This is a genomic window from Pseudomonas sp. NBRC 111138, assembly GCF_001320835.1.
GTDB lineage: Bacteria > Pseudomonadota > Gammaproteobacteria > Pseudomonadales > Pseudomonadaceae > Aquipseudomonas > Aquipseudomonas paracarnis.
The window spans coordinates 71,568-98,289 of the sequence record NZ_BCBO01000022.1 but is presented as its reverse complement, the minus strand read 5'-3'; the positions used below and the strand labels follow the sequence as shown (position 1 = coordinate 98,289).

General features: G+C 55.8%; 31 protein-coding genes and 1 pseudogene. 7 read left to right on the top strand and 25 right to left on the bottom strand.

The features are described from left to right. Positions 1 to 53: 53 nt before the first annotated feature. Both APH41_RS04530 and APH41_RS04525 read left to right on the top strand, forming a co-directional pair. Positions 54 to 995: a LysR family transcriptional regulator gene (locus APH41_RS04530; RefSeq protein ID WP_034126590.1), complete on the top strand. Its 942-nt coding sequence runs from the start codon at positions 54 to 56 to the stop codon at positions 993 to 995. Positions 996 to 1,128: 133 nt separating this feature from the next. Next, positions 1,129 to 2,355: an MFS transporter gene (locus tag APH41_RS04525; RefSeq protein ID WP_054897603.1), complete on the top strand. Its 1,227-nt coding sequence runs from the start codon at positions 1,129 to 1,131 to the stop codon at positions 2,353 to 2,355. A 73-nt stretch (positions 2,356 to 2,428) separates the two neighbouring features. Here APH41_RS04525 and APH41_RS04520 read toward each other — a convergent pair whose 3' ends face one another. Beyond that, on the bottom strand, positions 2,429 to 2,683 hold the full coding sequence (locus tag APH41_RS04520) for a DUF6124 family protein (RefSeq protein WP_054917739.1): 255 nt from the start codon (positions 2,681 to 2,683) through the stop codon (positions 2,429 to 2,431). 405 nt (positions 2,684 to 3,088) lie between these two features. Here APH41_RS04520 and APH41_RS04515 point away from each other — a divergent pair, with 405 nt between their 5' ends. The 5 genes from APH41_RS04515 to APH41_RS04495 all read left to right on the top strand — a co-directional run bounded on the left by APH41_RS04515 (position 3,089) and on the right by APH41_RS04495 (position 7,586). Next, positions 3,089 to 3,328 (top strand): type II toxin-antitoxin system RelB/DinJ family antitoxin, encoded by a 240-nt coding sequence (locus APH41_RS04515; RefSeq protein ID WP_014717442.1) that lies wholly within the window; start codon positions 3,089 to 3,091, stop codon positions 3,326 to 3,328. Beyond that, positions 3,318 to 3,611 (top strand): type II toxin-antitoxin system RelE/ParE family toxin, encoded by a 294-nt coding sequence (locus APH41_RS04510; protein ID WP_034126587.1) that lies wholly within the window; start codon positions 3,318 to 3,320, stop codon positions 3,609 to 3,611. The genes APH41_RS04515 and APH41_RS04510 overlap by 11 nt, the downstream gene beginning before the upstream one ends. A gap of 740 nt (positions 3,612 to 4,351) precedes the next feature. After that, the gene (locus APH41_RS04505) at positions 4,352 to 5,656 is read left to right on the top strand and encodes an HD domain-containing protein (RefSeq protein WP_054917738.1); all 1,305 of its coding nucleotides are present in this window, start codon (positions 4,352 to 4,354) and stop codon (positions 5,654 to 5,656) included. Beyond that, positions 5,643 to 6,827 carry a DNA methyltransferase gene (locus tag APH41_RS27880; protein ID WP_177333548.1) on the top strand — a complete coding sequence of 395 codons (1,185 nt, stop codon included), beginning with the start codon at positions 5,643 to 5,645 and terminating at the stop codon, positions 6,825 to 6,827. Before APH41_RS04505 ends, APH41_RS27880 begins: the two co-directional genes overlap by 14 nt. A gap of 18 nt (positions 6,828 to 6,845) precedes the next feature. Further along, a complete protein-coding gene (locus APH41_RS04495; RefSeq protein WP_054917734.1) occupies positions 6,846 to 7,586 on the top strand; it encodes a methyltransferase domain-containing protein in 741 nt (246 codons plus the stop codon). Here the strand turns inward: APH41_RS04495 and APH41_RS04490 are convergent. The 24 genes and pseudogenes from APH41_RS04490 to APH41_RS04375 all read right to left on the bottom strand — a co-directional run bounded on the left by APH41_RS04490 (position 7,583) and on the right by APH41_RS04375 (position 26,661). Further along, positions 7,583 to 8,143 (bottom strand): AAA family ATPase, encoded by a 561-nt coding sequence (locus tag APH41_RS04490; protein WP_054917732.1) that lies wholly within the window; start codon positions 8,141 to 8,143, stop codon positions 7,583 to 7,585. The two genes, APH41_RS04495 and APH41_RS04490, sit on opposite strands and share 4 nt — an antisense overlap. Then, positions 8,119 to 9,033 (bottom strand): hypothetical protein, encoded by a 915-nt coding sequence (locus tag APH41_RS04485; protein WP_156359025.1) that lies wholly within the window; start codon positions 9,031 to 9,033, stop codon positions 8,119 to 8,121. The genes APH41_RS04490 and APH41_RS04485 overlap by 25 nt, the downstream gene beginning before the upstream one ends. A 236-nt stretch (positions 9,034 to 9,269) precedes the next feature. Then, positions 9,270 to 10,064 carry a DNA adenine methylase gene (locus tag APH41_RS04480; protein ID WP_054917728.1) on the bottom strand — a complete coding sequence of 265 codons (795 nt, stop codon included), beginning with the start codon at positions 10,062 to 10,064 and terminating at the stop codon, positions 9,270 to 9,272. A gap of 149 nt (positions 10,065 to 10,213) precedes the next feature. Next, positions 10,214 to 10,756 carry a lysis system i-spanin subunit Rz gene (locus APH41_RS04475; RefSeq protein WP_054917725.1) on the bottom strand — a complete coding sequence of 181 codons (543 nt, stop codon included), beginning with the start codon at positions 10,754 to 10,756 and terminating at the stop codon, positions 10,214 to 10,216. Then, on the bottom strand, positions 10,738 to 11,301 hold the full coding sequence (locus tag APH41_RS04470) for a glycoside hydrolase family 19 protein (protein WP_054917723.1): 564 nt from the start codon (positions 11,299 to 11,301) through the stop codon (positions 10,738 to 10,740). Before APH41_RS04470 ends, APH41_RS04475 begins: the two co-directional genes overlap by 19 nt. A gap of 47 nt (positions 11,302 to 11,348) precedes the next feature. Then, positions 11,349 to 12,395: a phage late control D family protein gene (locus APH41_RS04465; protein ID WP_054917720.1), complete on the bottom strand. Its 1,047-nt coding sequence runs from the start codon at positions 12,393 to 12,395 to the stop codon at positions 11,349 to 11,351. 90 nt (positions 12,396 to 12,485) lie between these two features. Continuing rightward, a complete protein-coding gene (locus APH41_RS04460; RefSeq protein WP_054917718.1) occupies positions 12,486 to 12,692 on the bottom strand; it encodes a tail protein X in 207 nt (68 codons plus the stop codon). Next, positions 12,667 to 13,512 (bottom strand): phage tail protein, encoded by an 846-nt coding sequence (locus APH41_RS04455; protein ID WP_054917716.1) that lies wholly within the window; start codon positions 13,510 to 13,512, stop codon positions 12,667 to 12,669. The genes APH41_RS04460 and APH41_RS04455 overlap by 26 nt, the downstream gene beginning before the upstream one ends. Before the next feature lie 9 nt (positions 13,513 to 13,521). After that, entirely contained in the window at positions 13,522 to 16,560 is a 3,039-nt protein-coding gene (locus APH41_RS04450; protein WP_054917714.1) for a phage tail tape measure protein, read from the bottom strand. A 150-nt stretch (positions 16,561 to 16,710) separates the two neighbouring features. After that, the gene (locus APH41_RS29295; protein WP_054917747.1) at positions 16,711 to 16,995 is read right to left on the bottom strand and encodes a phage tail assembly protein; all 285 of its coding nucleotides are present in this window, start codon (positions 16,993 to 16,995) and stop codon (positions 16,711 to 16,713) included. Positions 16,996 to 17,034: 39 nt separating this feature from the next. After that, a pseudogene (locus APH41_RS29290) lies at positions 17,035 to 17,310 on the bottom strand (phage tail assembly protein); the annotation flags it as partial. Positions 17,311 to 17,323: 13 nt separating this feature from the next. Further along, positions 17,324 to 17,827, bottom strand: coding sequence for a phage major tail tube protein (locus tag APH41_RS04435; protein WP_054917712.1), 504 nt, complete (start codon positions 17,825 to 17,827; stop codon positions 17,324 to 17,326). Positions 17,828 to 17,839: 12 nt separating this feature from the next. Beyond that, entirely contained in the window at positions 17,840 to 19,006 is a 1,167-nt protein-coding gene (locus APH41_RS04430) for a phage tail sheath family protein (protein WP_054917708.1), read from the bottom strand. Positions 19,007 to 19,109: 103 nt separating this feature from the next. Beyond that, positions 19,110 to 19,487 (bottom strand): phage tail assembly chaperone, encoded by a 378-nt coding sequence (locus APH41_RS04425; protein WP_054917706.1) that lies wholly within the window; start codon positions 19,485 to 19,487, stop codon positions 19,110 to 19,112. An 8-nt stretch (positions 19,488 to 19,495) separates the two neighbouring features. Next, complete coding sequence (locus APH41_RS04420; protein WP_054917705.1) at positions 19,496 to 21,385, bottom strand: phage tail protein; 1,890 nt, start codon at positions 21,383 to 21,385, stop codon at positions 19,496 to 19,498. After that, positions 21,382 to 22,071 (bottom strand): phage tail protein I, encoded by a 690-nt coding sequence (locus APH41_RS04415; protein ID WP_054917704.1) that lies wholly within the window; start codon positions 22,069 to 22,071, stop codon positions 21,382 to 21,384. The genes APH41_RS04420 and APH41_RS04415 overlap by 4 nt, the downstream gene beginning before the upstream one ends. Before the next feature lies 1 nt (position 22,072). Beyond that, the gene (locus APH41_RS04410) at positions 22,073 to 22,954 is read right to left on the bottom strand and encodes a baseplate J/gp47 family protein (RefSeq protein ID WP_054917703.1); all 882 of its coding nucleotides are present in this window, start codon (positions 22,952 to 22,954) and stop codon (positions 22,073 to 22,075) included. Beyond that, positions 22,951 to 23,277 (bottom strand): GPW/gp25 family protein, encoded by a 327-nt coding sequence (locus APH41_RS04405; RefSeq protein ID WP_054917702.1) that lies wholly within the window; start codon positions 23,275 to 23,277, stop codon positions 22,951 to 22,953. Before APH41_RS04405 ends, APH41_RS04410 begins: the two co-directional genes overlap by 4 nt. A gap of 4 nt (positions 23,278 to 23,281) precedes the next feature. Next, positions 23,282 to 23,551: a hypothetical protein gene (locus APH41_RS04400; RefSeq protein WP_054917701.1), complete on the bottom strand. Its 270-nt coding sequence runs from the start codon at positions 23,549 to 23,551 to the stop codon at positions 23,282 to 23,284. A gap of 57 nt (positions 23,552 to 23,608) precedes the next feature. Beyond that, positions 23,609 to 24,142, bottom strand: coding sequence for a phage baseplate assembly protein V (locus APH41_RS04395; protein ID WP_054917744.1), 534 nt, complete (start codon positions 24,140 to 24,142; stop codon positions 23,609 to 23,611). A gap of 29 nt (positions 24,143 to 24,171) precedes the next feature. After that, the gene (locus APH41_RS04390) at positions 24,172 to 24,687 is read right to left on the bottom strand and encodes a hypothetical protein (RefSeq protein WP_054917699.1); all 516 of its coding nucleotides are present in this window, start codon (positions 24,685 to 24,687) and stop codon (positions 24,172 to 24,174) included. Next, positions 24,687 to 25,346, bottom strand: coding sequence for a hypothetical protein (locus APH41_RS04385; RefSeq protein ID WP_054917696.1), 660 nt, complete (start codon positions 25,344 to 25,346; stop codon positions 24,687 to 24,689). The genes APH41_RS04390 and APH41_RS04385 overlap by 1 nt, the downstream gene beginning before the upstream one ends. Then, positions 25,343 to 25,663 carry a hypothetical protein gene (locus tag APH41_RS04380; RefSeq protein WP_054917694.1) on the bottom strand — a complete coding sequence of 107 codons (321 nt, stop codon included), beginning with the start codon at positions 25,661 to 25,663 and terminating at the stop codon, positions 25,343 to 25,345. The genes APH41_RS04385 and APH41_RS04380 overlap by 4 nt, the downstream gene beginning before the upstream one ends. A gap of 2 nt (positions 25,664 to 25,665) precedes the next feature. Beyond that, the gene (locus tag APH41_RS04375; protein ID WP_054917692.1) at positions 25,666 to 26,661 is read right to left on the bottom strand and encodes a major capsid protein; all 996 of its coding nucleotides are present in this window, start codon (positions 26,659 to 26,661) and stop codon (positions 25,666 to 25,668) included. Between the last annotated feature and the right edge of the window lie 61 nt (positions 26,662 to 26,722).

Here is a 26,722-nt window from a genome sequence, read left to right as displayed (position 1 = left end):
AATTTTCTATTTATTATCTTGATTATAAGAACTGCTTATTATCAAGCGCCGCCATGCCCGAATTCCGCCGCGATATTCACCCTCTGCTCAATGACCGCCTGGACTGGAACCTGCTGCGCACCTTCCGCGTGATCGGCCAGGAACTGAGCATCAGCCGCGCCGCCGCCCGCCTGCATCTGACGCAACCGGCCATCAGCCAGGCGCTCAAGCGCCTGGAAGAACAGCTGGATTGCCAGCTCATCCTGCGCCGTGGCCCGCGCTTCGTGCTCACCGAAGCCGGTGAGCAGATCTTCGCCATTGCCGGAGAGATGTACGGCCAGGTCTCGCAGATGAGCAACGCCCTGCAAAAGCCGGGTGATGAAGTGATCGGCAAAGTGCGCTTGCTGATGATCAGCCGGATTAATTCCGACACTTTCGATGACTTTCTCGCGGGTTTTCATCGCGAACATCCACGGGTCGATCTGGAAGTCGAAGTGATGCGCAGCTCAGACATTGTCGCCGCGCTGCTGGAAAAAACCGCGACCCTGGGGCTCAGCCTCAATCGCCGGCCACAACCGCGCCTGGAACAGCATCTGTTTCTGCGTCAGCGTTATGCGTTCTTTTGTGGAAAACACCACCCATTGTTCGGACGCACAGGGTTAGTCGAAGGGGATCTGCAATCGGAGAATTTCGTGAGTTTTACCAGCGACCAGATTGGCGGCATGTTGTCGCCGCTGACTATTTTCCGTGATCAGCAAGGGTTTGGCGGGCGGATCGTGGCGTCATCCTCCAGCCTGGAAGAAGTGCGGCGATTGGTCATTGCCGGGTTTGGCTTGGGCTGCTTACCCACTCATGTGGTGGCGGACGATGTGGAGCGCGGGCTGCTGTGGCGGTTGCCGCCGGATGAGGGGATTGCGGATGTGGATATTCATCTGTTGTGGAACCGGGAGCAGAAGTTGAGTCGGGCGGAGGGGGTGTTTATTGAGTGCCTTCTGGAACGGTTGGCCGAAAAATGATTGCTCACATCGATAGCACTGATGATTACTATCGAAACGAGCGCCTGAACGATTGCCGACACTGATTCCTATAATCGCCCCACATTCCCTCCTCGCCTGGCTTCAGGCGACATTCCTCCCGGAACCCAATCCCATGCCAAGCGCGAGCCAGGCCCCTAGCGGGCATCCTGAACATAATCAACAAAGCGTCAAACAGCAGTGGTTGGCGATTCTTTCGGTCGCCGTGGGTGCCTTTGCCCTGGTGACCAGTGAATTCCTACCGGTGGGCGTACTCAACGACGTCGCCAGCGATCTGGGCATCAGTGCCGGTCACGCCGGATTGATGGTGACATTGCCCGGCATCATGGCTGCCCTCGCCGCGCCGTTTCTGTCGGTCAGCATTGGCGCCATGGACCGTCGTTACTTGCTGATCGGCCTGACATTGGTAATGATCATCGCCAACTTGGTGGTGGCCTTCGCTAATGATTTCAGCCTGCTGCTGTTCGGCCGCGTATTGCTCGGCATCAGCATCGGCGGCTTCTGGGCCACGGCCATTGCCCTCAGCGGGCGGCTGGCGCCCAAGGGCGTGGGCGTAGCAAAGGCCACCTCGATCATCATGATGGGCGTGACCCTGGCCACCGTTCTGGGCGTGCCTGTGGGTACCTGGCTCAGCGGCCTGATGGGCTGGCGGATGACCTTCCTGGTCACGGCGTTGGTGGGCATTCCGGTGCTGTTGGCGCAAATCTTCCTGCTGCCGCGACTCACTCCTGAGAAAGCCATTCAGATCCGGGACCTGCCAGCTTTGTTTATCAACCCACAAGCGCGGGTCGGGTTGATCGCCGTACTGCTGATCGGCCTGGCGCACTTTGCTGCGTATACCTATGTCGCGCCGTTCTTTAAACACAGCTCCGGCTTCGACGGGCCAACGATTGGCTCATTGTTGCTGCTGTATGGCGTGGCGGGCGTGCTGGGCAATGTGTTCGCCGGCTTCGCCGCCAACCGCAGCGTACGCAACACCCTGCTGCTGGTCGCGCTGATGATCGGTACCAGCACTGCACTGTTCCCCTACTTCGCCACCGGTATGACAGGCGCCGTGGTGCTGATCGCGCTCTGGGGCTTTGCCTTTGGCGCTTTCCCGGCCTGCGCCAGCATCTGGATGTTCGTGGTGGCGCCCAAGGATGTGGAACGAGGCATGCCGCTGTTCGTGGCGCTGTTTCAGGTGATCATCGCCCTGGGTTCATTCTTTGGCGGGCGCATCGTCGACCAAATGGGCAGCTCGGTGTTGTTGAGCCTGGCCACTGTGTTGGTGGGGTTGGGGTTTGCGACCGTGCTGGTGTTGGGGCGCAAGGTGAGTAATAGCCTGGTGGCGCAGCCTGCCTGACCGGGTTGTAGGCGCAAAAAAGCCTGCTGAGCGTTGAGTTCAGCAGGCTTTTTTCGTTTCAGGGAGCAGGTATTTATTTGGCCGTGGGGAAGTCATGCTCGAGGACGTCATCCACCAAGGCTTGCGCGTTCTCAATCAATTGAGCCAGGGCCATGATCACGGGCGACTGCGTGCTGACTGGATCTTCGGCGCATTGGTAGGCGGATTGAAGGGCGGATGAGAGGGTTTCGGTGGCGTTTATAAGGGTTTCTTCGGTGCCGACATCATCGGCTACGCAAAAGATTTTGCGTGCGTGCCCTTCGGTAGAATCAGCGGTGATCTTATTCATGATGTAACCCCAGCCAACGCAACCCTGCACGAAAACTGCCGAACCTGCACAACGTAAGCACCTGTTTCGGAAAAGCTTGGTAACCAGAACCCCACCAGGAACCTTGTGTGCATAAGCCTGCAAGCTAGCCTCAAAAGGTCGCCGCCGTGGCGACATACTGTCAAGGGTGCTGATATGCCAACGAGATATCGCGATGCGGTCACTGGTGAATACGTAACAGAGCAAGAGGCGAAGAGAAGACCAAGGGAAACGGTGAAGGAAACCGATAAAAAGCGCCCGGCAAAGCCGACGGCCAAGAAGTAGGATTAACAGATGAGAGCGACTGCCGTATGTCCAGACAGACTTGCCAATGAAACCCGATTGCTCCAATGTAATGACCAACGTCATTACACAAGGAGCTATCTCTTGGCATCTATCAACATCCGTATCGATGACGACCTGAAAGCTCGTGCCTACCTAGAGCTGGAGAAACTCGGTGTCACACCTTCTGAACTGATACGTCAGGCGTTGCAATATGTTGCCGAACGCGGCCAGTTGCCATTTAAGCCTGTGCTGATGACTGAAGAGGATGAAGCCTTGATGGCGACCGTACGTGAGCGTCTTGCATCGCCTCAACGCGTAAGGGTTTCTTTGGATGACCTATAGCCTTGATTTTGATGCGCGTGCATTGAAGGAATGGCAGAAACTCGGCGACACCCTCCGTCAGCAACTCAAGAAGAAGCTGGTCGAAGTCCTGAACAACCCACGTATTGAGGCTAACCGCCTACATGGGCTGCCTGACTGCTACAAGATCAAACTGCATAGCAGCGGATACAGGCTGGTGTATCAAGTGATAGATCAGGAAGTTACGGTGTTCGTGGTCGCCGTCGATAAACGTGAACGAGATCAGGCTTATCGCAAAGCGTCTGAGCGCCTTGTTCAGCGTTAGGCAGGACTACAACAATTCCCTGAAGCAGCCGTTAATAAAGGCTGAAAACGAAAAAGCCCCGCAGTTTATTCAGCTACGGGGCTTTTTCTATGTAATGGCGGAGAGATAGGGATTCGAACCCGATCAGACTAGACCGCAGACCGCTACAGCCCATTATTGATGGGGCTAATGCCTCGTTTGAAAGGCCAGCAACGGCCTATAGCGGTCTTCAATTTGCCCTAAATTTGCCCTAAAAATCAGCCAGCCACTCTGCTTTCCACAAAACATTTGTGGTATCTAAGGCCCCCTCATTGGTGGTGACTCCCTCACATGAGCGCAACGCATCCCGGTGAAAAACGTATCTTGTTTAGGCGATTTACTGCAGCTAGGTCGCGGTCAAGGGCGCTCGACCCTGCAAGCTTGCGCGGTGATCTTGACCGGGTAGACATTCGGGCGCATGGAGTTCAACGCCTCACCTACGTAGGTACGGCCTTTATGCGGTCTGCCGCTGCCGGGGAAAAGCCACTTGGATATCCAGGAAGGTTGTAGATGACCCCTTGCTCAGGCAGGCCTTGCTTGGTCTGGCACTGACAGTGCTGACCAAAGATGTCGAAATCAAGGGTGCAAATCGGTCAGTCATGGGTGTAGCGTCCCTGGCGGCATGGGGGGATCGCTTGAGTGGCCTGTGATATACGCACCTTTAGCGTGTACAATTGACCAATTTGGGTTTACGCCCCGCTACGTTTGAAATGAAGGGCCATATGGAATTCCACGACATCTTACATGGGCTCATGAGGTTTTCAGATGAAAGCCTAACTTCGTTACTCGCAGATCTGATAGATAGCCCGGAGATTCACCGGCTACGAAACATGCGTCAAATGAATTTTGATGTGCCTCTTATTCAAGAACTCGGAAGATCCAGACGCCTCCCACACTCGATTGGGGTCACTTATCTTGCTGTAGAGTTAGCACACAAAAGCAATTTAAGTATAGATGCAACAAAGGCACTACTCGCCGCGGCAATTTTACATGATGCAGCCATTCCACCGTATGGCCATCTCGTGGAATCCGAACTCAAACGTGTCGCCCCTAACTTTAATCATGAGGAAACGCTGTCAGCTTTAATAAGTGGAGCGCTCAACAAAGATAATGCGTATCTAGAAATTGTCCCAGGCAAGCAGTTGCAACTTGAGAAGATTTTGCGCAAACACAACGTCAACCAGGATGCGGTGATTAATCTAGTTTGTCCAAAACCTGGATTCCACAGCGCTGTATCCGCGGACATTGATATCGATAACATCGACAACGTCCATCGAATGGCAGCGATGCTTGGATGGGACAATGCTAGAGAAAATATAGTTGAACTGCGCAAATGCATGAAGTTGAACGAGAAATCTGGACTTATCTTTAGCGAAGCAGCTATTGAGCCGCTAAGAAAATGGATAGATTTCAGGCAGCGCATCTATACAATGATAATTGCACACCCTGAATGCATCCCATACAACGCGCTCCAAACGGATTTAGTTCGCCGAGCAGTTGAAAATGAAGTTATCACACTTGAAAATTGGCACATGACTGAGCCGGAGTTTGAGGAGAAACTTCGCAAACACCCGAGCACAGCAACGTTGGCACAGCAGCTCATTTCCGGATGCGAATATCACCTTATTGATTACGTATGGTTTAAAAACTTTCACACCTCCAAAAAACTTAAGAACGCGGAGATCGCCGAGTACATTTTACATCGTGTGGATGTACCATTCAATGATCCAACCTATTTCGTATGGAATGAAAAAGGTCTAATTTGTCGTGAAATCAAGGTACTTTTTGACAATTACAAGGGGATAGTAATTCTCGGCGAAAACTCTACTAGCTGTATGATTTCGCTGATTAAGAAGACACCAGGCAAACCTAAAATGTTATTGCCAGATATAATCGAATGGAGAAAAAAGGTCACGACGGCATTCTGTGACCTTTTTGAAGTCGATATTTTTGAAGCTGAATTTCCGGAAACATATAAAGGAAGCTTCTACGCCGAAACGGATGAATTCCCATTTGAACTTAACTGAGCATCTAGAAAACATAGATTGGTCTTTCCCAAATCTCAGCAATTCGGGAATCCACTCACTCCATTGGTATCCAGCAACCTATATTGCGGCGATTCCCGGCACACTAATTCCTGCTTTTACGAAAAAAGGAGATATTGTTTTAGATCCTTTTAACGGATCCGGAACAACGGGGGTAGAGGCAGTCAGGCTAGGTAGAAACTTTATTGGGATGGATACAAACCCAATTGCATTACTTATGAGTGAAGCAAAGCTTTACTTTCCCGATCCAAAAAGTCTTCGAAAGCAAATTGATATTACTATCAACGAATCGGAAAATCTTTTTGGGACAAAACTAGCAGAACCTCATCCTCACGAGGAGGAACTGCGTGCTTGGTATCACCCGGACACACTATTCATATTAAATCGCTTATTATCTTCAATACTCGAAACTAAAAGCCTACAACTAAAAAAATGTTTGCTTGCAATTTTTTCCGGAATACTGAAAAACACGTCTTCACAGGGTCGTCATTGGGGATGGGTTTGCGATAACGTAAAACCAAAACCGTCCGAAATAGTTCCAAAAGATGCACTATTAACGTTCCGCAATGCTACCAATGAATATCTTAAGTTAACTCAGCTTTCTCACAAAGCGGTTCAAGTTCACGTAGACAAGGAAACGAGAACACAGACTCGATCTCGTTACAAACTGCTTGCCGGTGATTGTGTCGCGAACATGGAGTCTATTCCGAACGATCACATTGACTTCATCATGACCTCCCCGCCTTATTACGGTGTAGCCGATTATGTAAAGTCACAACGGCTCAGTTACCTGTGGTTCGATAAAGACGAGCTTGCTGCTGAACGGCTGGGCTTTAGAGACTTCGAGAAGCTTCGCTCTGCCGAGTCAGGGGCCAGATCAAATCGCTCTAGAAAAAACAGTCATGAATTATATATGAGCTTCATGGCTAGCTTTTTCAAACAGAGTTTTCGCATACTTAAAAATGGCTCATCTATGGCATTAGTCGTGGGTGAATCGCAGGCAAGAGCCTCAACTACTGACGAGTTAATATTTTCGGCAATCAATCAGGGATTCACTCTAGCGCTAAGGAAAGAAAGAAACATAAAAATAAGTCGCAGGCGTTTAATGGCAAAAGTCAAATGCGAAGATATTCTTATATTTATAAAAAATTAGGATCCGAGGGACTGGATTATGAACGAAGAAGATTTTGAAATGATCGAACCTGGTGTTCTCAAATATAAAAAAATTGAGAAAGGACCAAGCGAGACAACATTTCAAGGCACAAAATATTTCAGGTTCATGGATTACTTCTACACTCATACTGAGCACCTCGACGAGCTGAAGCCGATAGAAGTCAGTAACCTCTGCCGCGCTCGCGCCCAATTCCCTGAATTAATAAGCCCCGCGAATGGTAAAGTCCGCTCTCTATTTGAATCGCTAGCTATTAAAATCGCTCCCTCCAGCCTTCTAGAAATCGGCGCAGGCAAAAACCCCGTATTTAAAGTCAATGCTGCGCTGGGAATGCATTACGTCCTATCGGATGCGGATGAGATAGTAGTCAAATTCCACTCTAGCAACGAACTTGACTGCTATATCTTCTCTGACACTGCATGCAGTCTTCCTTATGAAGAAGGCTATTTCGAAATGGTAATTGCCGTATTTGTACTGCACTTCCCATTTTACAAAGCTCAACTAACCGAACTGAGCAGGACTTTAAAAGCAACGGGAGTCATTGTCGCCAACGTATATCGGCGCAGCATCGCTGCCAGAGAAAAACTCGCTTCAGACATACAAGACTGCGGTTTCAAGATACTCAGAATCCATGATTCAAGTGATTTATGTCTAAATCATGAGTACTGGATACTTGGTAAAGTTGAAGCGCAGATGGAGTCCTGCGCAAAAACTTTAAAACAACTTCTAGGCCTCACTTAGGAGTCAAAACTCCATTTTTTCAGAGTCTGATCAATCCTTTGTTTTAGACTCTCAAAACTTCTTTCATTTATAATTACCTCATCCGCTCTTGACACAAGCTGAGGAACGTCCAGCTCACTTCTCGACAATACTAAATCATCAAACGCTTCACGAGAAATACCCACATCCTTCAATTCTGTCCGGTCTCTGAGCGTTCTGTCAAAACGCACATCCGCACCTGCTGTGACAGCCAAAAGTTTAAAACTCTCAACTTCAGAGTAGCGTTTTATCTCCTCTGGATAACGAATACCGTCGACAACTATCCGCCCCAAGTTAAGGTTATCGAGGCGGTACTTGGCGATAATGTCATTTCCCAGAACTTTAAAAATCGAATTACCCAGCCTTCCCAAATTTTCCCGACTAGAAGGTATTCCCATGCCGTCTAGTATTTCCCTAAGCACGTCAGAGTTGGAAGCGGTAATATATCCGTACTTCTCAACCAAATATTTTGTAACCGTAGTTTTACCGGCTCTAATAGGCCCTACTAAGCCAATTATTTTAGGAAGCTCGGCGGCCATATCAACACCATCATCGAATAAGTATAAACAGCAGATAGGAAAACCATCATTACCGCCGCCTTAGTTGAAGGCGGTCGGTCACGCTTAGTATTTTTGCGGCTATCTTCGCCTGGAAAAAGCTTGATCGCGAAGTATTCGAGTTGTTTACCCAATGCAAAAAACAAAAGAAGAGCAATTAGCGATATATCGCCCCATAGAGCTTCGTATGGAGTACCGGCAGATGGCGCTGCTCGGCTAACCATCCAAGCAGCGAAAACACAGAGCAATGAGATAGAGCAGTATGTCAAAAGCCCTTGAATGAAAGAGTAAAACCTTTCCCGAATAAGAACGGGATGGGGCGTACGTGGACTATAGATAACATCTACAATCACGTCCCAGACAAAGAAGACGGAAAACACCCACATCATTTGGAGTGCTTCGGGACGCGCAGATGCCACTCCAACATATGTAGAGATTTGCTTATCCTTCATATACTCCGTAAAATTTTGCTCCATTGTTTTGGCAATAGCAAAATACAGGACGACAAGGAACACTTCGATTAATAAGAGCACAAACTCCTTCGAAAAAATATTTGCAATCTCAGTCTTATGGCCGGCAGCTTGAGACTTAGACCACATAACCCAGCTCATCGATACCATAAGTAATGCCAGAAAAGAATGCGCAAGCGATGCAAACAGCAGCCCATTGCCGGAAAGTAAATTTTCCCACATCTTCGGTGGACTGGAGGCCAAATCCCAACCACCGGTGATTACAAATAATAGCTCAGCTATTTGCTGAGCTATAGTCGCTGCGACCAGGGCAAACAACATTGCAATAAATGTTCGCCTAAGTTCATTCTGACTAGTACCATTATTTAAGTTTGCATTACCGTTTTGAGCCGAGCTGCTCATAGACATTCCTTTGAATTAGCTAGAATTAAAAAATAGCTTTGGCTGGCTTATGTATCGAGCCGCCACACAGCGTTTCCATCGAATTTGATGCATCCAATACGACTCCGATGGTATGCAATGCTTCTCTAACACTACCGGATACCGATCTTCTTTGCGAACGCGATTAGCCGGCAGTCACCGTATTCACTGGTTGCCGGTCACGCACGGTGCTTGCCCTACCATTCTGGTTACGCCTTCTAAAATAATCCTCCAGAGGATACCGGATCCCAATTCATGATCACCAGTTCTTGACTGATCTCAGTTTTCCCTTGCCGCTGATTGGTGCTGCTGTAGCGGATGTCCAGCGTTTCAAAGTGAAACCCTTCAAATACCCGCCGGATATCAGGGTGGTCGTTGATACTCACCATGACCTTGCCTTTGCAGCGGCGCATGAAGTCAGCCATGCGCTCGTAATTCTCAAAGGGAAAGTCCACACCGTAACCGGCCGTCTGCCAATAAGGCGGATCCATGTAGTGGAAGGTATGGGCACGGTCGTAGCGTTCGGCGCAGTCCAACCAGGGCAGGTTTTCAACGTAGGTGCCAGACAACCGCTGCCACGCTGCAGACAGATTCTCCTCAATCCGCAGCAAGTTGATGGCCGGGCCAGTAGTCGCAGTACCAAACGTCTGCCCCGTCACCTTGCCGGCGAAGGCATGGTGCTGCAGGTAGAAAAATCGTGCGGCGCGTTGGATGTCGGTGAGGGTTTCAGGGCGGGTCATCTTCTGCCACTCGAACACCTGGCGGGAACTGAGCGCCCATTTGAACTGGCGCACGAATTCTTCCAGGTGGTTCTGCACGACGCGGTAAAGCGTCACCAGGTCGCCGTTGATGTCGTTGAGGACTTCAACAGGCGCGGCCTGCGGACGCATGAAGTAGAGCGCGGCACCGCCGGCAAAGACTTCGACGTAGCATTCGTGAGGTGGGAAGAGCGGAATAAGGCGGTCGGCCAGGCGGCGTTTGCCGCCCATCCAAGGAATGATGGGTGTGGACATATAAAAGCAAGACCTTTGCTGTATGGATAAACAGTGCTAGGCTCGCTCCGCTTTGTGCACGAAGCAGGAGCCTTGGCTGGACTTGCAGGGACGTTCTGCGGGGAAGGTGGCCGGGTTGGATGTTGACGCATCCTGCCCGGCCGCTCCTTTTACTTCGGTGTAGAGACTTCTTTCGCGTAGGCCTGACAGGCCCGCAGGGCGATCAATCCTTGGTCGCCGGTACCGGTGATTCCGATAATTCGTTGAGCATGCGCTGGGTCAAGTTGGGCTCTAGTGGTGCCATGAACCACGCGGCCGGTGGCGGTGGTAGCTGACATTGAACAGCTGCCGGTGGTTTCGGTGGCGGCGAGTACGACTGACAGCCGCAGATCAGCAGTAGCCAGGCGATCACGCAGACGAGCCTGCTTGGCTTGCTCATCGGTCAATTCCTTGTAGTGGGTTTCGTCTTTGTTCTGCAGACGCTGCTCCAGAGCCAGGCGCTTGTCCTGCTCGGTACGCTGTACGGCGGCAGACGCTTGGGATAACTCGTTAAGGGTGTCCGCCTGCAGCCGGGCCTGGCGCTCCAGCTCGCGGCCATAACGCCAGTCCTGGGCTGTCCAGGCCAACGCAGCAGATCCGGCAATCACCATCAACAACAGCACGCCGACGGCGGCGAAACGGAACTGCGCGGGGATCAGATCGAAGAAACGCATAACACCGCCCTCGCCCTGGCCCACAGCAGCAGCCGATCCTCCAGGCCATTGAGGCCCCCATTGATCCGGCGGGTGATGGTGTTGAACTGGTCCTGATCCGCGAGCGCATTCAGCCCATTCACGGACCAGAACCACGCCGCCGACTCTGCTGCCCATTGCGGCTGCTCGAGCAGCTCGGGTGTGCGCAGCAATCGCTCATCGCCGAACAGTGCCAGGCTGCAGCGCAGATAGTTGTCGTGGCCGGTGATCTGGATCAGTCCACGGCCACGGTAGCGCTGACCATCACCGTCGGCTTCCGGGGTGTTACCGAGCTTCGTAGCCAGGTTGCCGGTGTCGTATTTGCTCAGGTACTGATCACCCCCCAGCTCGCGGACGTACTGCAGTTGACCCGACTCATGACCGACCTGGGCCAGGAACGCGGCCTGACGCTTCGGTGTGTTGATCTGTCGATTTGTCATTGCTGTGTTCAGAGCAGATACAAAAACGCCCGCTTGGCGGCGGGCGTTCGGCATGATGCGTTGCAGCTGTTGTTCGGTGACGGACATACAAACTCCAGATATAAAAAAACCGCCCTGAGGCGGCGATGTATGCTTTAAGGCGCGTTCACGTTCACGACTTTGAGCGGGGGTTTATCTTTCTTTGCCTTGCCCTTGGATTTGCCCTTCTTGCCGGCATTGCACTCAACGGTGGTCGACCAGCCGGATTGGGTGAACACCTGCTCCACCGAGTCCGCCAAATACTCACCATCAAGGCCGATCTTGAAGCCCTGGGCGTTGATCAGGCGTTCGGCAAAAATATCTGTCCGGCCAGGCATCTCGAAACGCACGTCGGCGGTCGAGCGATTGAACGCCGCTAACCGAGCTTTTGCGGCAGCCTCGGCGGCGGTCTTGTTCGGGTAGATATGCCGGTCGGTATGCACCGCCGGCAATCCATCCGGCGCGTCGTCGTTATCAACGGTGACGACTGCCAACTTGCCGTCCTTCTTATTCTGATGCTTGGTCGCCACGGCCTTGTGCGAGTTGCGATCCCCAAGGCTGAATTGCCATCGGCTGAGGTCGCTACGGGTCAGAGTAATCGCGCCGAACGCCTTGCCGCTGGCTGTCTGGCCAGCCTGACGCGGCATCACCAACAGTTTGCCGTCGGCCACCTTAGCCGTGCAGTCGTATTGCTTGGCCAGGCGCGTGATGAAATTAAAATCGGACTCGTTGAGCTGGTCCACCCGGGCGACTTTGGTAGCCACCGGGCACACCGCTTGCCAACCATTGCGAGCCGCGATATCGGCCACGATCTTCGACAGCGGCACATCCTCCCAGCTTCCGCTACGGATGGTCTTGCCACTGCCGCGCATGTCGCTGGCCTTGCCCTTAATCACTATCGTATCCGGCGGCCCCGACACTTCGACCGTATCCACCGCGTAACGCCCCAAGCGCACTAAGGACGTTTCGGCATAGCCCAGGTAGATCTCGATAGAGCTGCCGCGCCGAGGCAGCACCACCTGGCCGTCCCGGTCATCAATGCGCAACTCAAACTCGTCGGACTCCATACCGGGCTTGTCAGAGGTGCGCAGCAACAACAACCGATCATTGATTTTGGCCGTCACATCGGCGCCATCAGCCACGATTCGAAACATAGGGGTCATGGATTTTGTCCAAAAAAAACCCGCACCTGGCGGGTCAAAAAACAAATGGCCGTTACGTGTAACGCAACGCGTCGCTGGCAACGGTCGAGGTCAATCCCACAAGCTGATGCCCTCCCCCGTTGGGCTGGGCAGATCCGGCAAATAGATCACCACCCCGGCGCGGTAGGGCTGGGGCTCGTCGGCCAGCCCCTGATTAGCGTCCAGCACCGCCTCGGTGCTGCCGTTCAGATGGCCATAAACGTTATTGCAAATGACATCGAGCATGTCCCCGTCAGACGTTCTGCATGTCGTCGCCATAGCGCACAAACTCCAGAGTGAACCCTTGTTTACGCGGAATTCCGCCGTGCAATAGCGCGCCCTGTTCCTCGTTGATGCTTTTCAGACACCAGGTGCCGATCACATCGCCATAGCCCGTGGTCAGGCTCAACGGCTGAAGCCTCGCCCCAATGCTGCGCAACGTGTCGAGCTGCTTGAGCCCACCCTTGAAGTCCGGGTAGATCGTACCTTTGAGCGTTAACTTTTCATCGCCCATGCCTACGGCCTGCTGCGCAGGGCGGCGCGACAGGCGCTCCTGTGAGGCCCAGCGGAATTCAGCAGAGCGGCTCAGCTCGTCAAAGGCCGCAGTGTCCAGATTGAAGTAATAGGGCTGCTCCTTGGGGTCACGGGGTTGGATGATAAGCAAGTGAGGGAACGGCTTCACCGCTTCCGGCGCCGGAGTGGCATCCGTGGCAAACGCACTGGTGGGCACGATGTTGGCCAGCGACGGACTCACCTTTCCGGCGATGTTATTGATCGCCGTCGCAGCCTTGCCCGCCTGTTCCTTCAGCACGCCCATACGTTCCTGCACCTCGACGGCTGCCCGTGTCGCACGGCCGTACACGGCTACTACCTGGCCGACCTTGGCCTGTGCTGCGTCCACGCCACGCATTACCCGCTGTAGTTTGGCGCCGACTGCCGGCCCCACGAACGGGATGTTTTCCAACTCGGATGCGGCGCCGGTTAACTCTCGAATGGCGCCATTCACCGGCCCCAGCATGCCGTCAGCACTGCGCCGCCCAGTCTCCCCGGCTTCGACCAGGTACTTTAGGCCTGACTGCATTTGTTCCATGTACGCCATGGGGCCTCCTTACAGATGGGGTTCGTCGTAAAGCTTCGCGGCGTTTTGTTTCGCTGCATCCGCCATCATTAGCCGCATATGCGGCATGAGGTCCTGCGCCAAGCGTTGTGGATCTTTCACATCCCCTTGCACCGTTACCGGCATGCTCAGCGAGTACTCAAACTTTTGATCCACATTCGCCGGAACAGGCTTCTCACGCTCTTTGGGCTGAATTGCCACGGCCGCCGATTTGGCCGGCGCAGACACTGCCAGGGAGCGCGCTGCATCCCCCGGCGCGGGCACCTGAGTTGCCGGCGCCATCAGCAGCGCCCCCGTACCGCTCGCGCCATCAAATGACTTGCCCATGGTGGCCAGACTTGGAATAGCTGGCCCCGTCCGGGGGGCCATCAGCAATGGCGTTACCGGTGGGTCGGGCTTTTCGTCATCCCCGCCAAACCACGACTTACCCGCAGCGCCGCCCAGGGCAGAACCACCCATGCTGCCCAAGTAAGCGCCCACCAGCCCGCCAATAGCGGTACCGATGATCGGCACCACTGAGCCAATAGCGGCCCCTGCCGCAGCGCCCGCCATAGTGCCAGCAAGGTTGCCAGCGGCCGCACCATAACCCTCGGCCTGCTCGTCCTTAGTTTTGGCGTTTTCGTAGGTGTCGAAGGCCATGGCGCCCGCCTCCATCAGCGAGCCCCCGGGGATCATCTTGGCGGCTTTGCCGATCTTACCGACCGCTTGCACTACCCCACCCAGCCGTGCCAGCGCACCGCTAGGCACCGGTACCGGCGGAATCGGCGGGCGCGGGATTGGCACTGGTGGACGCGGAACCGGCACCGGTGGCCGTGGTACTGGTGGACGCGGGACCGGCACTGGTGGTCGTGGCACTGGCGGACGTGGACCCGGTACCGGCGGTCGTGGCACTGGCGGACGTGGACCCGGTACCGGCGGTCGTGGCACTGGCGGACGTGGACCCGGTACCGGCGGACGTGGTACCGGCGGACGTGGACCCAGCACCGGTGGCCGTGGCACTGGCGGCCGACGCCGTGAGGGATTACGCCTTGAACCGCGACCGCGCCGGCGTGCTTCGCCTGGCCCTCCTGAGCCCCCACCCATTGCACTCGCGTTAACGACGAAAACCTTCTTAACGCCGTCTTCACCGGCCCCCGAGTCACCACTCGCACCGCCGTCGTCGTCGCCAGACACAGCGTCTTTAGCTAGCGAAACCACCTTAAGGCCAGTCGCGATAAGATCGAATTTTCCAGGCTTCTTGTCGCCATCGCCGTCCGCTTCGTCGTCGCCATCGACAGGCTGGCCCTTAAAGGCCGCTACCGCCTTGAGCCCGGTCTCGACCAACGACAGCGCTTTGCCGGCCTTGCCTTTGGGCTCGGCATCATCGCCGCCACCCTTGCCGTCCTCGGCATTGGTCACAAAGACTTTTTGCACTTCGCCGGACTTGCCGCCCAACGAGCCCCGCGCGACGTTTAGCAATCCTTTGGCGATTTTGAACGAGCTAAACAAGCCTTTGAGCGCAATCAACCCGCCACCAACCGCCGCGATACCTGTCACCACTCCTGGCGCGCTGTCAGACAGCGAAGTAATGCCCTTGGTGACTCGGGTCAGCGTTTCCGCCACGGTATCCGTGACCGGGCGCAGGGCATCCCCCACGCTGCGCATGGCGTCATCCATCGACTGAGCCATCTCGGCCCACTTCTGCGACGACGCCTCACGCCGCTCGCTGAGGTTTTTGTCGAGGATACCGGTGGCATCGCGCGAATCGTTTTTGAGCTGGCTGTACAGCGCCTTGTTTTGCATGTAGGCAGACAGCGCGGCCTTGACCTGCATGTCAGCGAACAGGTCGCCGGTGCGCAAGGACTCCTCCAGCGAGGCCATCATGGCCTTGGCTTTCTCCGGGTCGGATTCCTTGCTGATTTTGGCCGTCGCCTCGGCCATTGCCGCCGCGCGCTTCGGATCGGTGGCTTGGATGTACTTCTGAGCCAACGCCATGCTGGTTTCCAGCGTGGACATACCATTCTGCAAACCGGTCTGCATCGAGCCTTTGTAGTCGATACCGGCCTTCGAATACGCCTTGACGGTTTCACCGGAACCGATTTTGCTCATCCAGTTTTTGAGGTTGTTGGCTGCCTCATCGGCGCCGCCGGCAGACTTCATCTGCACTTGCAGCATGGCACCCAGCTGCGTCACCGCATCCATGCCAGTGATGCCCAGGCTGCCCATGTTGGCCAACAGCTCAGGGAACCATTTAGCCATGTCAGCCGCTTCAAAGCTGCCCGCCTGCCCTTGATAGGCAATTGCCTCCAACGCCTGCTGCATCTGCTTGGGGTCGGTGATCTTGGCGTTTTGCCCCAAGGCATTGATCATCTTCGCCGTATCGACACCGTTCGACCCTTGGCCCACGACAAACTTGGCCGCGACCGGTGCATATTCCAGGGCCTTGCTCAACTCCATACCGGCGCCAACCAACTGGTTGACCACGTCGGCGACGTCGTTGCGCGCCATGCCGGTGTCACGCGAAGTGTCGATGATCTTGCGCGACATCTGCTGTTCTTGCGGCTTATTGGCAATGCCGGCCTTGATCGCGATGTCACGAACAATGGCGCCAAAGTCCGCGCTGACCTTCGTCGGAACAGCCAGCACGCCGACACCCACGACAGCGGCGCCGACCGCGCTTTTCATGCCCGTTTTACCGGCATCAAGCTGCTGATGCCCCTTGGCTTTAAGCTCGGCTTTGTTGGCCGCTTGCCCCATAGACCGATAGGCCTTCTCCAAACGGCCAACCTCGATCCCCTGCTTTTTCAAACTGTCGAGGTTGGAGTTCAACCGGCCCAGCAGCTTTGAAGCCCCTGCTGAACCGCTATCGTGGGCTTTTTTCCACTCATCGCGCAGGCGAATCGTGTCGCCGATAGCACTTTGCAGAACACGCGATTTTTTGCCTTCCGCCTCAAGGCGCTTGATTCGCCCCGTAACGTCCTTGAATGCAGCGCCGACCGTCGAACTCACGGCGCCGCCAATCACTAGCCCGAGGGCGAGTTTGTTAGCCATGTCTTGGCCCCCATTTGCGCAGCCTTACCGACGGCAGCTCAATCCGTGAGCCACCACACCATCTCAGCAAACGGCATTGACTGAATCTCGGCGGCGGAAAATCCTGTTTCCGCCGCCAGACGTTTCGCGGCCATTTTTATAACGCCAGGATCAAAGCCCGTCGTCTTGGTCCATACGAAAATAGCCGGCCTGCAGGCGGTTAAAATCCACCAGCTTTAGGCCCTCCAGATCCGCGACCGGCGCACCGGACAGCGCGGCAAACAACACCAGCTCGCGCTGCTCATCATCACCAGCAGCATCACGATTCGCCGCACGCACATCGCCCACTGTCGGGGAGCGCAGGGCCAATTTATCCACCGTCACCCCGTTGATTTCACTAGGGCAGGAAAGCGTAACGAGGGCTTGATCGGTGGTGACCGACAACCACGATGGCATTACCGCCGTGTAGTCGGTATCGGGCACCAGGTGCGAATAAGCGACTTGAACACGGCGATAGTCCGCAAGCTTGAGACCTTCAAGGTCCCTAACGCCGACATCGGCCAAGCCAGCGAACAGCATCAGCTCACGCTGCTCCTCGTCGCCATTCGACGCCTTATCGGCTGCCCGCACTTCGCGCACGGCCGGGGCACGCAAGGTAAATGTCTCGACCAGCACGCCGTTGGCATTGCTTGGCCGCGTGAGCGTAACGACGGCCGTGAACGCGCTGAGCGACAGCCAGGCCGGTACTTTCTTAGCAGTTGCTTGATTCATCTGGATCTATTCCTTACAGGCCGAGCGCATTGCGCACTTCGAGGAGTTGGTCTTTGCCGTCGATCACCTGCACGCCGGCGACCATGTCGATTTCGTACATGAGGCGCCCGTCGATTTCGAGCTTGTAGTAAGCGACCGCGATGGCGTATTTAATCTCGGCCGGATCACCGGCTTTCCAGTCGCCCAGGTCGACCTCTTTGAGACGACCGCGCAAGGTGGCGACAACGGCCGTCACAGCCCCTTTCTGCCCCTTGAAGGCGCCCCGGAACGTCGCGTTAAAAGCGGTGCCATCGGCCAGGCCGAAGTACTTCAGCGACTCACGGCGCACGCCCTTGGTAACAAAGGACGCCTCCATTTTTTCCAGGCCTTGATCCATCTCAATGGCACCGGCCATGCCGCCAGCGCGATATTCATCGGTCTTGGTGGTCAGCTTTGGCAGCGTCAGGCTAGGCACGTCGCCGGCGAAGTTCACGCCGTCGACAAACAGATTGGTGTTAAACAAAGTTTGAGGAATCATTGACGGTGCCCCTTAGGCTGCTTCAAGAACTTCGGTCATCCACTGATCGGTGACTTCGAAAAGGAAATTCGGGTTTTCGGCCGGCGGCACGTCGGTGAAACGGATGCGCCAATAAACCTTGCCCTGGGCAATTTGGCTGGCCGTGTTCAGTTCGGTGTCCGGGAACACTTCGAAGTTGATAATTGCGCCCTGAGCTTTCAGGTCGCGCATGAACGCTTCCAGGCCGTCCGTCACATCCTTGACGTAGGTCTTGGTGATCGAGCGGTCTACCGCCCACTTGTGGCCGGCTTGCACCGCATCCATGAGGATGAACAGCGTACGAACGCGGGTAACGAAGGCCCACTTCGGATCACTCGACAGGGTGCGGTTACCCCACAGGCGATAGCCGTCATCGCGAATGATCGTTGCGATATTGGCGTTGTTCAGCAGGTTGGCCCGGCACGTCGCGTCACCGTCCAGATATTCCACAGCCCGGGTCGTGCCAGTGATACCGGTAAGTTCCTTGTTCGACGGCGAGGCCCAGAAGCCGTACTCCGCATCTGTCCAGGCAAACAAGCCAGCAGCCCAGGCTGAACCCGGGGCGTCCACGGTCTTGCTGAGTTCGGTGTCCCAGTACTGAACACCGGGGTCAACCATGAACAGGTTGCGACTGCCGAAGTTATCGGCGTAAAGCATGGCAGCTTCGTCCGTGGTGCGAGGCCCATCGAGAATGCCGATAGCTCGCAGCTTCTGCGCCAGGCCATCGAGCGCGGTGGCCACCGCCTGAGTAGCCGTGTGACCCGGCGCGATCAACAACCGCGGCTGTGCGTTGAACAGGCTTTTGCCGTCAAGCAACGCTTGCAGTCCGGTGCGCTGACCCGATGCCAAAACACCGCCGATAATCGCTGAGGTTTGCAGCGCCGCGTCTTCCAGCTTCGGCACGCCGATAGCGACGATTACCGCCTTGGCCTTGGTATAAATCGCTTTACAAGCCTTAGTGATCGCCGAATTAGCACCGAACGCGGCGATGGCTTCGCGCTCGGTGGTGATCAACTTCAACTCGCCGGCTTTGGCAGTGCCGCCGCCCAGCTCGCCCGGGGTGAAGGTGTCGCACAGCCCGATAATGGAAGACGACGGCAGCGAAATGGTGCGTGCGCCGGTATCAACCGAAGTCGTGGTGACGCCGTGAAAGAAACTCATAACGTTCAATCTCCAGAAACGAAAAAGCCCCGCGACGGCGAGGCTGAGAGGGGTGTTCGTGTTACGCGTAATGGAATAAAAAGCGCCCCGAAAAGGCAGCGCGTTACTGGGTCTGCTGGTCGATCCAACCGGGCTTTTTAGGGCGGTATTTTTGAGCTGGAAACTTCGCTGATTGAGGCCAATCTCTTAGCGCCTGTACATAATCCAGCAGTTCGCCGGACTGCTCCGGGGTCAGGCTTGTTGGGCGTGCAGAATCCACCTCGTCCCGATGACGCTCCCGCAACCACTTGACGCTTTCAATTTCAGCGTCGCGCCACGATCTTTCTTCTATGGCCGGATCAATAGTAAACGCCGGCGTCGGCACACCTCCCGCCTCTATCCACTTTTCGTATTCAACCCAGAATCTATGACCGCGAGGAACCGTAGCGCCATCTGATAACTGAATAACGATGTCTGGACTTTCAGTAAGCCGATAACTCATGACGACTCCTATAGCTCAGCGTCAGCGGTTGCATGAATGTAGTAAGTTTGCGCAGCAATACCGACGTCACTGTTATCAACAGATGCCTGGCGGGTACCCACAATCAAAGAACGTGCATTTTGGCTTGATACCACATCACTACCCGACCGCCATTGACCGTCGGCCCCTCCGCCCATCGCCCGATAGAGGCGAATACTTGGCACTGTTCTTTTCTCAACCTTGAATGCCCAATGCGACACAGGCTGACTTGAAGACCCGCCCTGCCCCACGTAGACCACAGAAATCAACGCGCCGTTAACATCCACCCCGTCTTTAGGCGCAACTCCTTGCGAGAACGTTTTTTCAAAATATCGCTGGCACAACTCCAACTCCGCGCCCAGCGGTCTAAGTTCGAACTCTGTTGAAACGAAGCCTTGCTCCAGCTGAACTCTCGCCAAGTCGACGTTATAGCTACCCTCGCCAGTGCTACCGAACACCAGCTCTAAGTAATCGCCGGCACTACCCTTCTGCTTACCTTTGATAGAGGGAACGGTTAGGTTGACTACAAACTTTTTAAACTCCGTAGTAACATTAATCTGCTCCCCCACACCCGCACCACCGTCTGAACCACCAGCGCCAAAGTTATGCCTTAAAATAACTCCGCACTTGTGATTAACGGATGAACGCATATAAAAAGAGATAGTAACGGCCTTGCCAGCGCACGACTCAACCCCTTCTATTTTTTGACTGATGTTTAAGCCGGCGCTAGTTCCGCTTCGCGTAACTCGCAACGCATAACGGCCCTCATCAAACCCACCTCCAAGCTCAAAAGCTATCCGGTCCCAAGTTGCGGACGAATTGGTGGGCATATACACGATCCAACGATCAGGACCATAAACCGCCTGGGGCGGCCCAGACGCATTGCCTACCTGGCCGGACGTGCCGCGTTGCCAGATATCGAAGTTGCCATTGATCAGACGGTTTTTACGAAAGACATGAGCAGGAAAAACCTGGTTTTGGCTTTCAATCTGAGCCATGACTGATTCGGTATTGGCTACCCGCTTAGAGCGGTCATCCACAGGTGGCGTAGGCGCGTTCTGCCCGCCCTGCCATTGGAAGGCCAGAGAAGACGTGCCAAGCACCAGCGGGCCGTCACTGACAAGCTGCCAGACGGTATCGGCGTTTACCGTGCCGCGCTCCACTGTGACCATCAGGCCCGGCGTTACCTTGTCGCTGGTGTCCGCGTCGACCGAACGCACCCAGCTATCAGCCCCAACCACGTACAAGCCATTGTCTTTCGCCTGCGCCTGATCTTTTACCAGCACCCGCGAACCAACTGGCACCGCGAAACCGTCGATGGCTTGAACGCCAGCCAGGACCACAGGCCCCGTGGTTGCGACCAATACCGACTGTTTAAAATCCATTTTGTTAATGGCGCCGGCAATGGATTCGTCCACATACCGGCGCGTTGCCGTCACCACAGAAGGGTCGATATTCAGCACCACGTTAGTGGAACTCTTTACGATGAAATTCATGCGGACGGTCTGCGTTCGGCCGGCGCCCTGGGAAAGCTTCGGCTTGAAGCTCGGCGCGCAGTTGGCCACCGCCACCAGATCCCCGTCCGAGTCGAACAACCCCAACTCACGAATCCAGAAACCGCCTTCATCGGACGGGATGATTTGCTCAGCCACAAGGATGCCGGGGTTAGCCGGATCGGGGCCCAGCATGTTCAGAGGCGCACGGCGTCGCTCGTTGATCAACACCTTCTGCAAACGATCAGGTATTGGATCGGTGTTATTGGCGTCGCCCACGGCCATGTGGGTTAACTTCCAAGTCATCAAGCCAGCATCGGCTTTAACTTGCTTGGCCTCCCCCACGGCCGTAAGGATGGCGAAAAACTGCGAATTGGCATCAATCATGGGTATACATCCAAAAGGTCTATGGAATGTTCACGGCCCGGCACGCCGACATAACAATCAACCGAGATAAAGGCAGGCGTCAGGGGATAAACTTCAAGGTCATCAATTGTGTGTTCGCGACCGCCGCCACCGATAACGCCGGTCGCCTCGATGTCCCGAAGTACCGGCGGATAAACATCAATTTCGTCACCGTCATACGCGCTTGCGAAGATGTTGATAGCGCCAGTGGTTTCGAGACTGATGGCCAGCCCCGTCAAATGCCGGCTGACGGGCTTGGCGTCATCAATCAGCCGCTCCAGTTCTTGGTACATCTCCTCGGTAATGCCGGTGTCCAACACTCCGACTTTCAGCGCGAAGGTCCCCGGCACGCCCTCCGGCACCGTGTTGAACCACTCGATAATCTCGATCAGGTAGCCCAGGGGCTCGACTACGCGCCGCAACGCGCCAATAGTCCCCTTGTGGGCATGGATGTAATAGGAGGCCTTAATGGCGGCGCGCTTAGTCGCCTCGGTCCACCGGTAGTCCCAGCGATCCACCGACCACGCCCACGCGAGATGTGGCAGCAAATGCACCGGGCAGGTGTCAGCGTTATAGAGGTCGCGCAGCGGGACAATCGTTTTCTCGAAGAACGCCGCCTCCATGGCGCGCTCCAGTTGCGTGCTATTGATCGGTAGTAGGCTCTTCATGTCAGCCCGCCAGCGTCACGGTATAGCCCGAACAGAACGCCGCCTGAGCCTTGGTCGGGGCCAAGTCCTGCCAGCCGATCAGTTCAACCCGGGAAACACCGGCAACGTGCAACTGAGCATCTACGCCGGAGCGGGCCACCTCAATACCCAGCCGTTTGCGCGGGTTGATCCAGGCGGCCAACCGACTTTTAGCCTCGGCCAAACTGGCGTCCGCTTCAGGCCCCGCACTGATCATGTGCAACACGGCATCGATTCGGTAGCGGATCACTTGCGCGCTCTGCACCGTCACACGATCCCCTACCGGCCGCACGTCGTCGTCATTCAGCGCGGCGGCTACCGTAGCAAGCAGTTCCGGGGAGGCCTCGCCTTCCCCGTCCAAACCCAACACCGTTACCGTAACGTGACAGGGCGCCGGGCTTTCGGCCGTGGCATCCGCTACCAGGCCCGAGGCGTTACGGGCGTGCAGGATGTAGCTGTTACGCGGGCCGGCCGTGGTCAAGCCCTCATAGGCCAACTGGATGCGCTCACGAAACGGGTCATCCTCCTCCTTGACCTCCGGCACCGGTGGCACCGCCAGCAGATCCTCGGCTTGAATAACCAGGCGCTTTAGATTGACGTTGGCACCCAAGTGATCGAGGTCGCCGCGTATGGCGTGCGCCAGCAATACCGCTTTGCCGGCGTCATTGACTCGAGCGCGGTTGCCGACCTTGATGTAAGCACCAGCCTCCAACACCTTAACCACAGGATCGCTTTCAAGTGCGGCAGTCCAGTTGCTGCCCATGTACCCGCGAAAAACCCCCAGCCCCTCCTGATAAACCTCTTCGAAGTCCAGAGGCTCCAACACGGTAGGTGCCGGCAACGACGACAGGTCAACGATACTCATACAGCCACCTCTAGCGTGACGCCGTCGCCCAGGTACTGCCCGACGATCTTCAGGTTGATTTGCCCGCCGATAACGGAAATGACACGCACCTGGTCCAGTTTTAAGCGAGGCTCCCAGCGCCCAAGGGCTCGCGCTATTTCAGCCTGCACAGCGCTTTTCCAGCCCTCGTTAACGGGCAAGTCAACAAACCGGCGCAGCTTGCTGCCGTAATCCATACGGTGCCGACGACTGCCCAACGGCGTGCCCAAGATGTCTGTAACGGACTGGCGTAAGTGCGCGACGCCGGAAATGGGCAGGCCTGTATGGCGGTCCATTCCGATCATTTGATTACTCCAGCAATTGCTCCAGATCTGGATGCGCTTTCAAGAACGCAAATTGATCATCGCCACATGCGGTAACGCGACCTTCAACAACAGCAAGTGTCCCGCCGCCGGGTAGGATCAATGTCCGCGAGGTGAAAACCTTGTCGCGAAAAACACGCGCTGGCCCGATGGACTCAACCGCGCTAGCAGTAACGGAAAACCCCAGCGGCGCAGGCTTCACTCCCGAAACCACAATGGTCTCGGCAGAATCGCCATCAGTTCTAGACTTACTCATAAGGCAGACTCCAGATATGAAAAAGCCCGCGCTGGGCGGGCTGTTTGTGGGTTGAAATTAATGGGTGTGGTGATTGCTGTTACCACCAGCGTCAATGATCGCGCCGGCACTGGTGATTCCCTTCGTGACGTGTAACGCGCCGTCGATGGTCACCGCCGCCTTCAGATTGATGTTGCCGGTGGTCACATTCACGGCGCTGTCCGTGATAACCGCCTCAGTACTGGCGACTTTGATCGTCACCGTGCCGCTGGGCAGAGTGATGCTGTAGCTCTTGGCTTGCCAGTCGTAGATCAGCGAACCGCCGTCATCAAACCGCCAGACTTCCACATGATCGCGGTTGTCCGGCGGGGGGCCGGCATTACCATACAAACCCGGTATGAACGTGCCCTGTGACACGTCACCGCTGGCACTAACCAGTGTCCCCTGCTCGCCCATAGACGGCGCCCGCCAGTGCCTGGCCTTGCCGGCAGCGATACTGTGCCAACGTACCCAGGCACTAGTCCATTCGCCATCCGAAACCCGACAAACCGGCGGGGAGGCAGCCAGATCGACCGCAACCACAAAGCAATCTTTGACCACCCCGGCAAGCATGCGGTCGTGCTGGGCAGCAACGTAGCTGCTCACAAATCCTCCGCAGAAACAAAGTCCTCTTTGACATCGTTATTGAAACCAAACAACAGCATGCCGGGAGGCTGATCGGGCCAAAGCCACTCTTCAGGGCCGAGGTACACCTGCTGCGCCCATTCCACCAGCCAGACGGTATAACCATCCAACGCTGGCTGGGTCCAATCCTGTAGTGCCTGAACGAACTCTGCCGGCTCGACTTCAAGCCCCCAGGTCTGAGCCCTCAGTAAAACAGCAAGCTGAGTGACCAACTGCACCGCCTGTTGCTGATGTTGGGGATGGATCGGGTCAACAATAATCCGCGCCTCGAACTTACACACCAACGTGGTTTCACCCGTGCCGATGTCGGTACCTGGTTCAATCTCGGCCAGCTCCAAAAACACCGCCGGCAGGGCAATGCGGTCCTGGATGTTCGGCCAGGCCCTTACTGTCTGAACGCCTTGCAGATGCAGCACTAGGTGTTGCTCGACCGCTTGGTATAGCTGATCCAAGCTGAAAGGTTCGTCAGCCATTACCCGATCCTCTTGAGGTACTTCTGCAGCTCAAAGTTAAGTTCCTGTTTTAGGATCTCCAGTAAGCGTTCATCGGCCTTTTGTACCCAGCTTTCAAAGTGCGGACGGGCCTGCTCCAGAGACACTTTGGCCTTAGCCAGCGGGAAGCGGCTGCCGTTTTCCGCAACCCACCCTGAACTTGGCCCTCGACCGGGTGACACCGTGCTGTCGGGATAATCGTCTGCGTTGAAATGCTTGCTCGCAGTACGAATCCAGATGTCTGCTTTGTTGCCGTAGACCTTTTTCAGGAACGCGCCCTGGTACCGCCGCCCGGCAACTGAAACACCGCTGCCGGTCTGCCGCGCTCGTCCGATTCGACTGGACTCAATGGCGTTCAAACCAAACCACAGCTTGCCGCTCGCAGCTCCGCCGGACACCGGATAACTGCGCAACCGCTGACGCACCGCCGCAACAGCAATGCGCTCCTGGCGACTGACTGCCCGCGCGATGTGCGTGCGCAACCACCCCAGAGTCTTGTTGATCGCTCGACGTTGCGCCGTAGCTGCTGCCTTGGGCACCAACTTGGCGAAGTCCTGAAACGCCTGGAGATCTGCGGCCGAGGACTGGATAGAGATCATCCCGCCGCCAGCGGAGGGCTTGTAGTAGCTACCGACACTCATGGGCGTAACCTCAAGATCAGGGCCACAAGACCGTCACCGCTCGGCTCCAACTGCAGCAGGTCGTAATCGCCGCCGCCATCCAAAGCAGGCAAGTCGACGCTGACCAACAGCCCTCGTACAAGACCCTCCGAATCAGAGACGCGGATCTCAAACCGAGGCTCGCGCAAGCCAGTGTTCAGCTTGCCGAGCTTCGGCTGTAACCAGGGTGCAGCGAACATGCCGAGCACTGGTTGTTCGCGACCCTCGATCCGTGCGGTATCGCCCAGTGTTTCGAACACCACCGCGTCGACTTCGGCGACCAGGTCGCGAAAGCTCACGGTCAGAGTTCCAGCAGGATTTGCGCCAGCGGCCGCGTGCACAGGTGCAACGGGTTGGACTGAGCTTCACCGGCCACGCCCTTGTTGAACGGCAGCGGTTCGATCTTGCTGTAGTACGGGATGCCCTGGGTGTTGACCGTTTCCATGTAGTCGGCAGGTGCGAAGGACGAGATGTACAGATCCGGAACGCCTTCAGGGATCAGCAGGGCCTTGTCGTCGTGGACGAACGAAACACCCGCCACCTTGCCGCGATAGCGCTCCCAGACGATCCCGCCAAACTCGAAGCTTTCACGGGCATCGCCACGCAGGGAAGCGGCCTGCATGGTGTTGAGGTAGGTCTCTTTCACCGACTTGTGAACGATCAGCTTGTTCCAGAAGTTCTTGCCGCAGAAGGCTCGGGAGCCGGTGCTGGTGATGCTGCCCAGGGCTTCCTCTTGCATATCGAGCGCTTCACCGGCACGGACACGCAGCTCAGTGTCCGGGTTGCCCAAGCCCATCGGCAGCTTCTTGCGAACCACGCCGAACGTCTTGTAGATGTCCAGCAGCGAAGTCTTGCCGTCAGCGTCCAGAATTTGCCCATTCAGGGCGCCCATGCGCTGGAATTCGTGAGTGGCATCCAACTGGCGGCGGGCCTTCGCCAAGCGCTTGTTGACGACGTCCTGCACGGACTGCAGCTCAGTGCGCGAGCCAAAAGCTCGGATGCCCTGGATCTCATCGGCCTTGATGGTGAAGCGTTCAGGCAAGTGCACAGTGTTGAAGGGAATCATCTGACGCTTGGTCCCGCCGACCACCAGGCCCGAAGTACCGCGTTCACCCGCCGGTACCAAGGCCAGGGTGTCACCGTCCTTCTCGATCTGCACGGTCAGGGTGCTGATGCCTTCTTCGCGGAACAGGCCGAGGCTGCTGATGCGGCCCGGCAGGTATTCCTGGTCATTGATTGCAGCGGTCAACGAGGAAACGCTGAACGCATCGTCTTCAAAAATGGCGATATCGGCCATGGGGTACTCTCCAGAAACGAAAAATCCCGCACGCAGCGGGATGGATAAAAAGGGTGAGCGT

Coding starts and splice junctions, on each gene's coding strand:
- APH41_RS04525 (WP_054897603.1), top strand. CDS start 1,129: ATGCCAAGCGCGAGCCAGGCCCCTAGCGGGCATCCTGAACATAATCAA.
- APH41_RS04460 (WP_054917718.1), bottom strand. CDS start 12,692: ATGGCGACGACATGCAGAACGTCTGACGGGGACATGCTCGATGTCATT.
- APH41_RS04385 (WP_054917696.1), bottom strand. CDS start 25,346: ATGAGTGTCGGTAGCTACTACAAGCCCTCCGCTGGCGGCGGGATGATC.
- APH41_RS04405 (WP_054917702.1), bottom strand. CDS start 23,277: ATGATCGGAATGGACCGCCATACAGGCCTGCCCATTTCCGGCGTCGCG.
- APH41_RS04520 (WP_054917739.1), bottom strand. CDS start 2,683: ATGAATAAGATCACCGCTGATTCTACCGAAGGGCACGCACGCAAAATC.
- APH41_RS04400 (WP_054917701.1), bottom strand. CDS start 23,551: ATGAGTAAGTCTAGAACTGATGGCGATTCTGCCGAGACCATTGTGGTT.
- APH41_RS04510 (WP_034126587.1), top strand. CDS start 3,318: ATGACCTATAGCCTTGATTTTGATGCGCGTGCATTGAAGGAATGGCAG.
- APH41_RS04425 (WP_054917706.1), bottom strand. CDS start 19,487: ATGAGTTATCGGCTTACTGAAAGTCCAGACATCGTTATTCAGTTATCA.
- APH41_RS04395 (WP_054917744.1), bottom strand. CDS start 24,142: ATGCTTGCCGGGGTGGTCAAAGATTGCTTTGTGGTTGCGGTCGATCTG.
- APH41_RS04480 (WP_054917728.1), bottom strand. CDS start 10,064: ATGTCCACACCCATCATTCCTTGGATGGGCGGCAAACGCCGCCTGGCC.
- APH41_RS04430 (WP_054917708.1), bottom strand. CDS start 19,006: ATGAGTTTCTTTCACGGCGTCACCACGACTTCGGTTGATACCGGCGCA.
- APH41_RS04495 (WP_054917734.1), top strand. CDS start 6,846: ATGAACGAAGAAGATTTTGAAATGATCGAACCTGGTGTTCTCAAATAT.
- APH41_RS04410 (WP_054917703.1), bottom strand. CDS start 22,954: ATGAGTATCGTTGACCTGTCGTCGTTGCCGGCACCTACCGTGTTGGAG.
- APH41_RS04530 (WP_034126590.1), top strand. CDS start 54: ATGCCCGAATTCCGCCGCGATATTCACCCTCTGCTCAATGACCGCCTG.
- APH41_RS04375 (WP_054917692.1), bottom strand. CDS start 26,661: ATGGCCGATATCGCCATTTTTGAAGACGATGCGTTCAGCGTTTCCTCG.
- APH41_RS04470 (WP_054917723.1), bottom strand. CDS start 11,301: ATGTCCGTCACCGAACAACAGCTGCAACGCATCATGCCGAACGCCCGC.
- APH41_RS04435 (WP_054917712.1), bottom strand. CDS start 17,827: ATGATTCCTCAAACTTTGTTTAACACCAATCTGTTTGTCGACGGCGTG.
- APH41_RS04465 (WP_054917720.1), bottom strand. CDS start 12,395: ATGACCCCTATGTTTCGAATCGTGGCTGATGGCGCCGATGTGACGGCC.
- APH41_RS04490 (WP_054917732.1), bottom strand. CDS start 8,143: ATGGCCGCCGAGCTTCCTAAAATAATTGGCTTAGTAGGGCCTATTAGA.
- APH41_RS04390 (WP_054917699.1), bottom strand. CDS start 24,687: ATGGCTGACGAACCTTTCAGCTTGGATCAGCTATACCAAGCGGTCGAG.
- APH41_RS29295 (WP_054917747.1), bottom strand. CDS start 16,995: ATGCCATCGTGGTTGTCGGTCACCACCGATCAAGCCCTCGTTACGCTT.
- APH41_RS04420 (WP_054917705.1), bottom strand. CDS start 21,385: ATGATTGATGCCAATTCGCAGTTTTTCGCCATCCTTACGGCCGTGGGG.
- APH41_RS04485 (WP_156359025.1), bottom strand. CDS start 9,033: ATGAGCAGCTCGGCTCAAAACGGTAATGCAAACTTAAATAATGGTACT.
- APH41_RS04505 (WP_054917738.1), top strand. CDS start 4,352: ATGGAATTCCACGACATCTTACATGGGCTCATGAGGTTTTCAGATGAA.
- APH41_RS04450 (WP_054917714.1), bottom strand. CDS start 16,560: ATGGCTAACAAACTCGCCCTCGGGCTAGTGATTGGCGGCGCCGTGAGT.
- APH41_RS04455 (WP_054917716.1), bottom strand. CDS start 13,512: ATGGCGTACATGGAACAAATGCAGTCAGGCCTAAAGTACCTGGTCGAA.
- APH41_RS04415 (WP_054917704.1), bottom strand. CDS start 22,071: ATGAAGAGCCTACTACCGATCAATAGCACGCAACTGGAGCGCGCCATG.
- APH41_RS04475 (WP_054917725.1), bottom strand. CDS start 10,756: ATGCGTTTCTTCGATCTGATCCCCGCGCAGTTCCGTTTCGCCGCCGTC.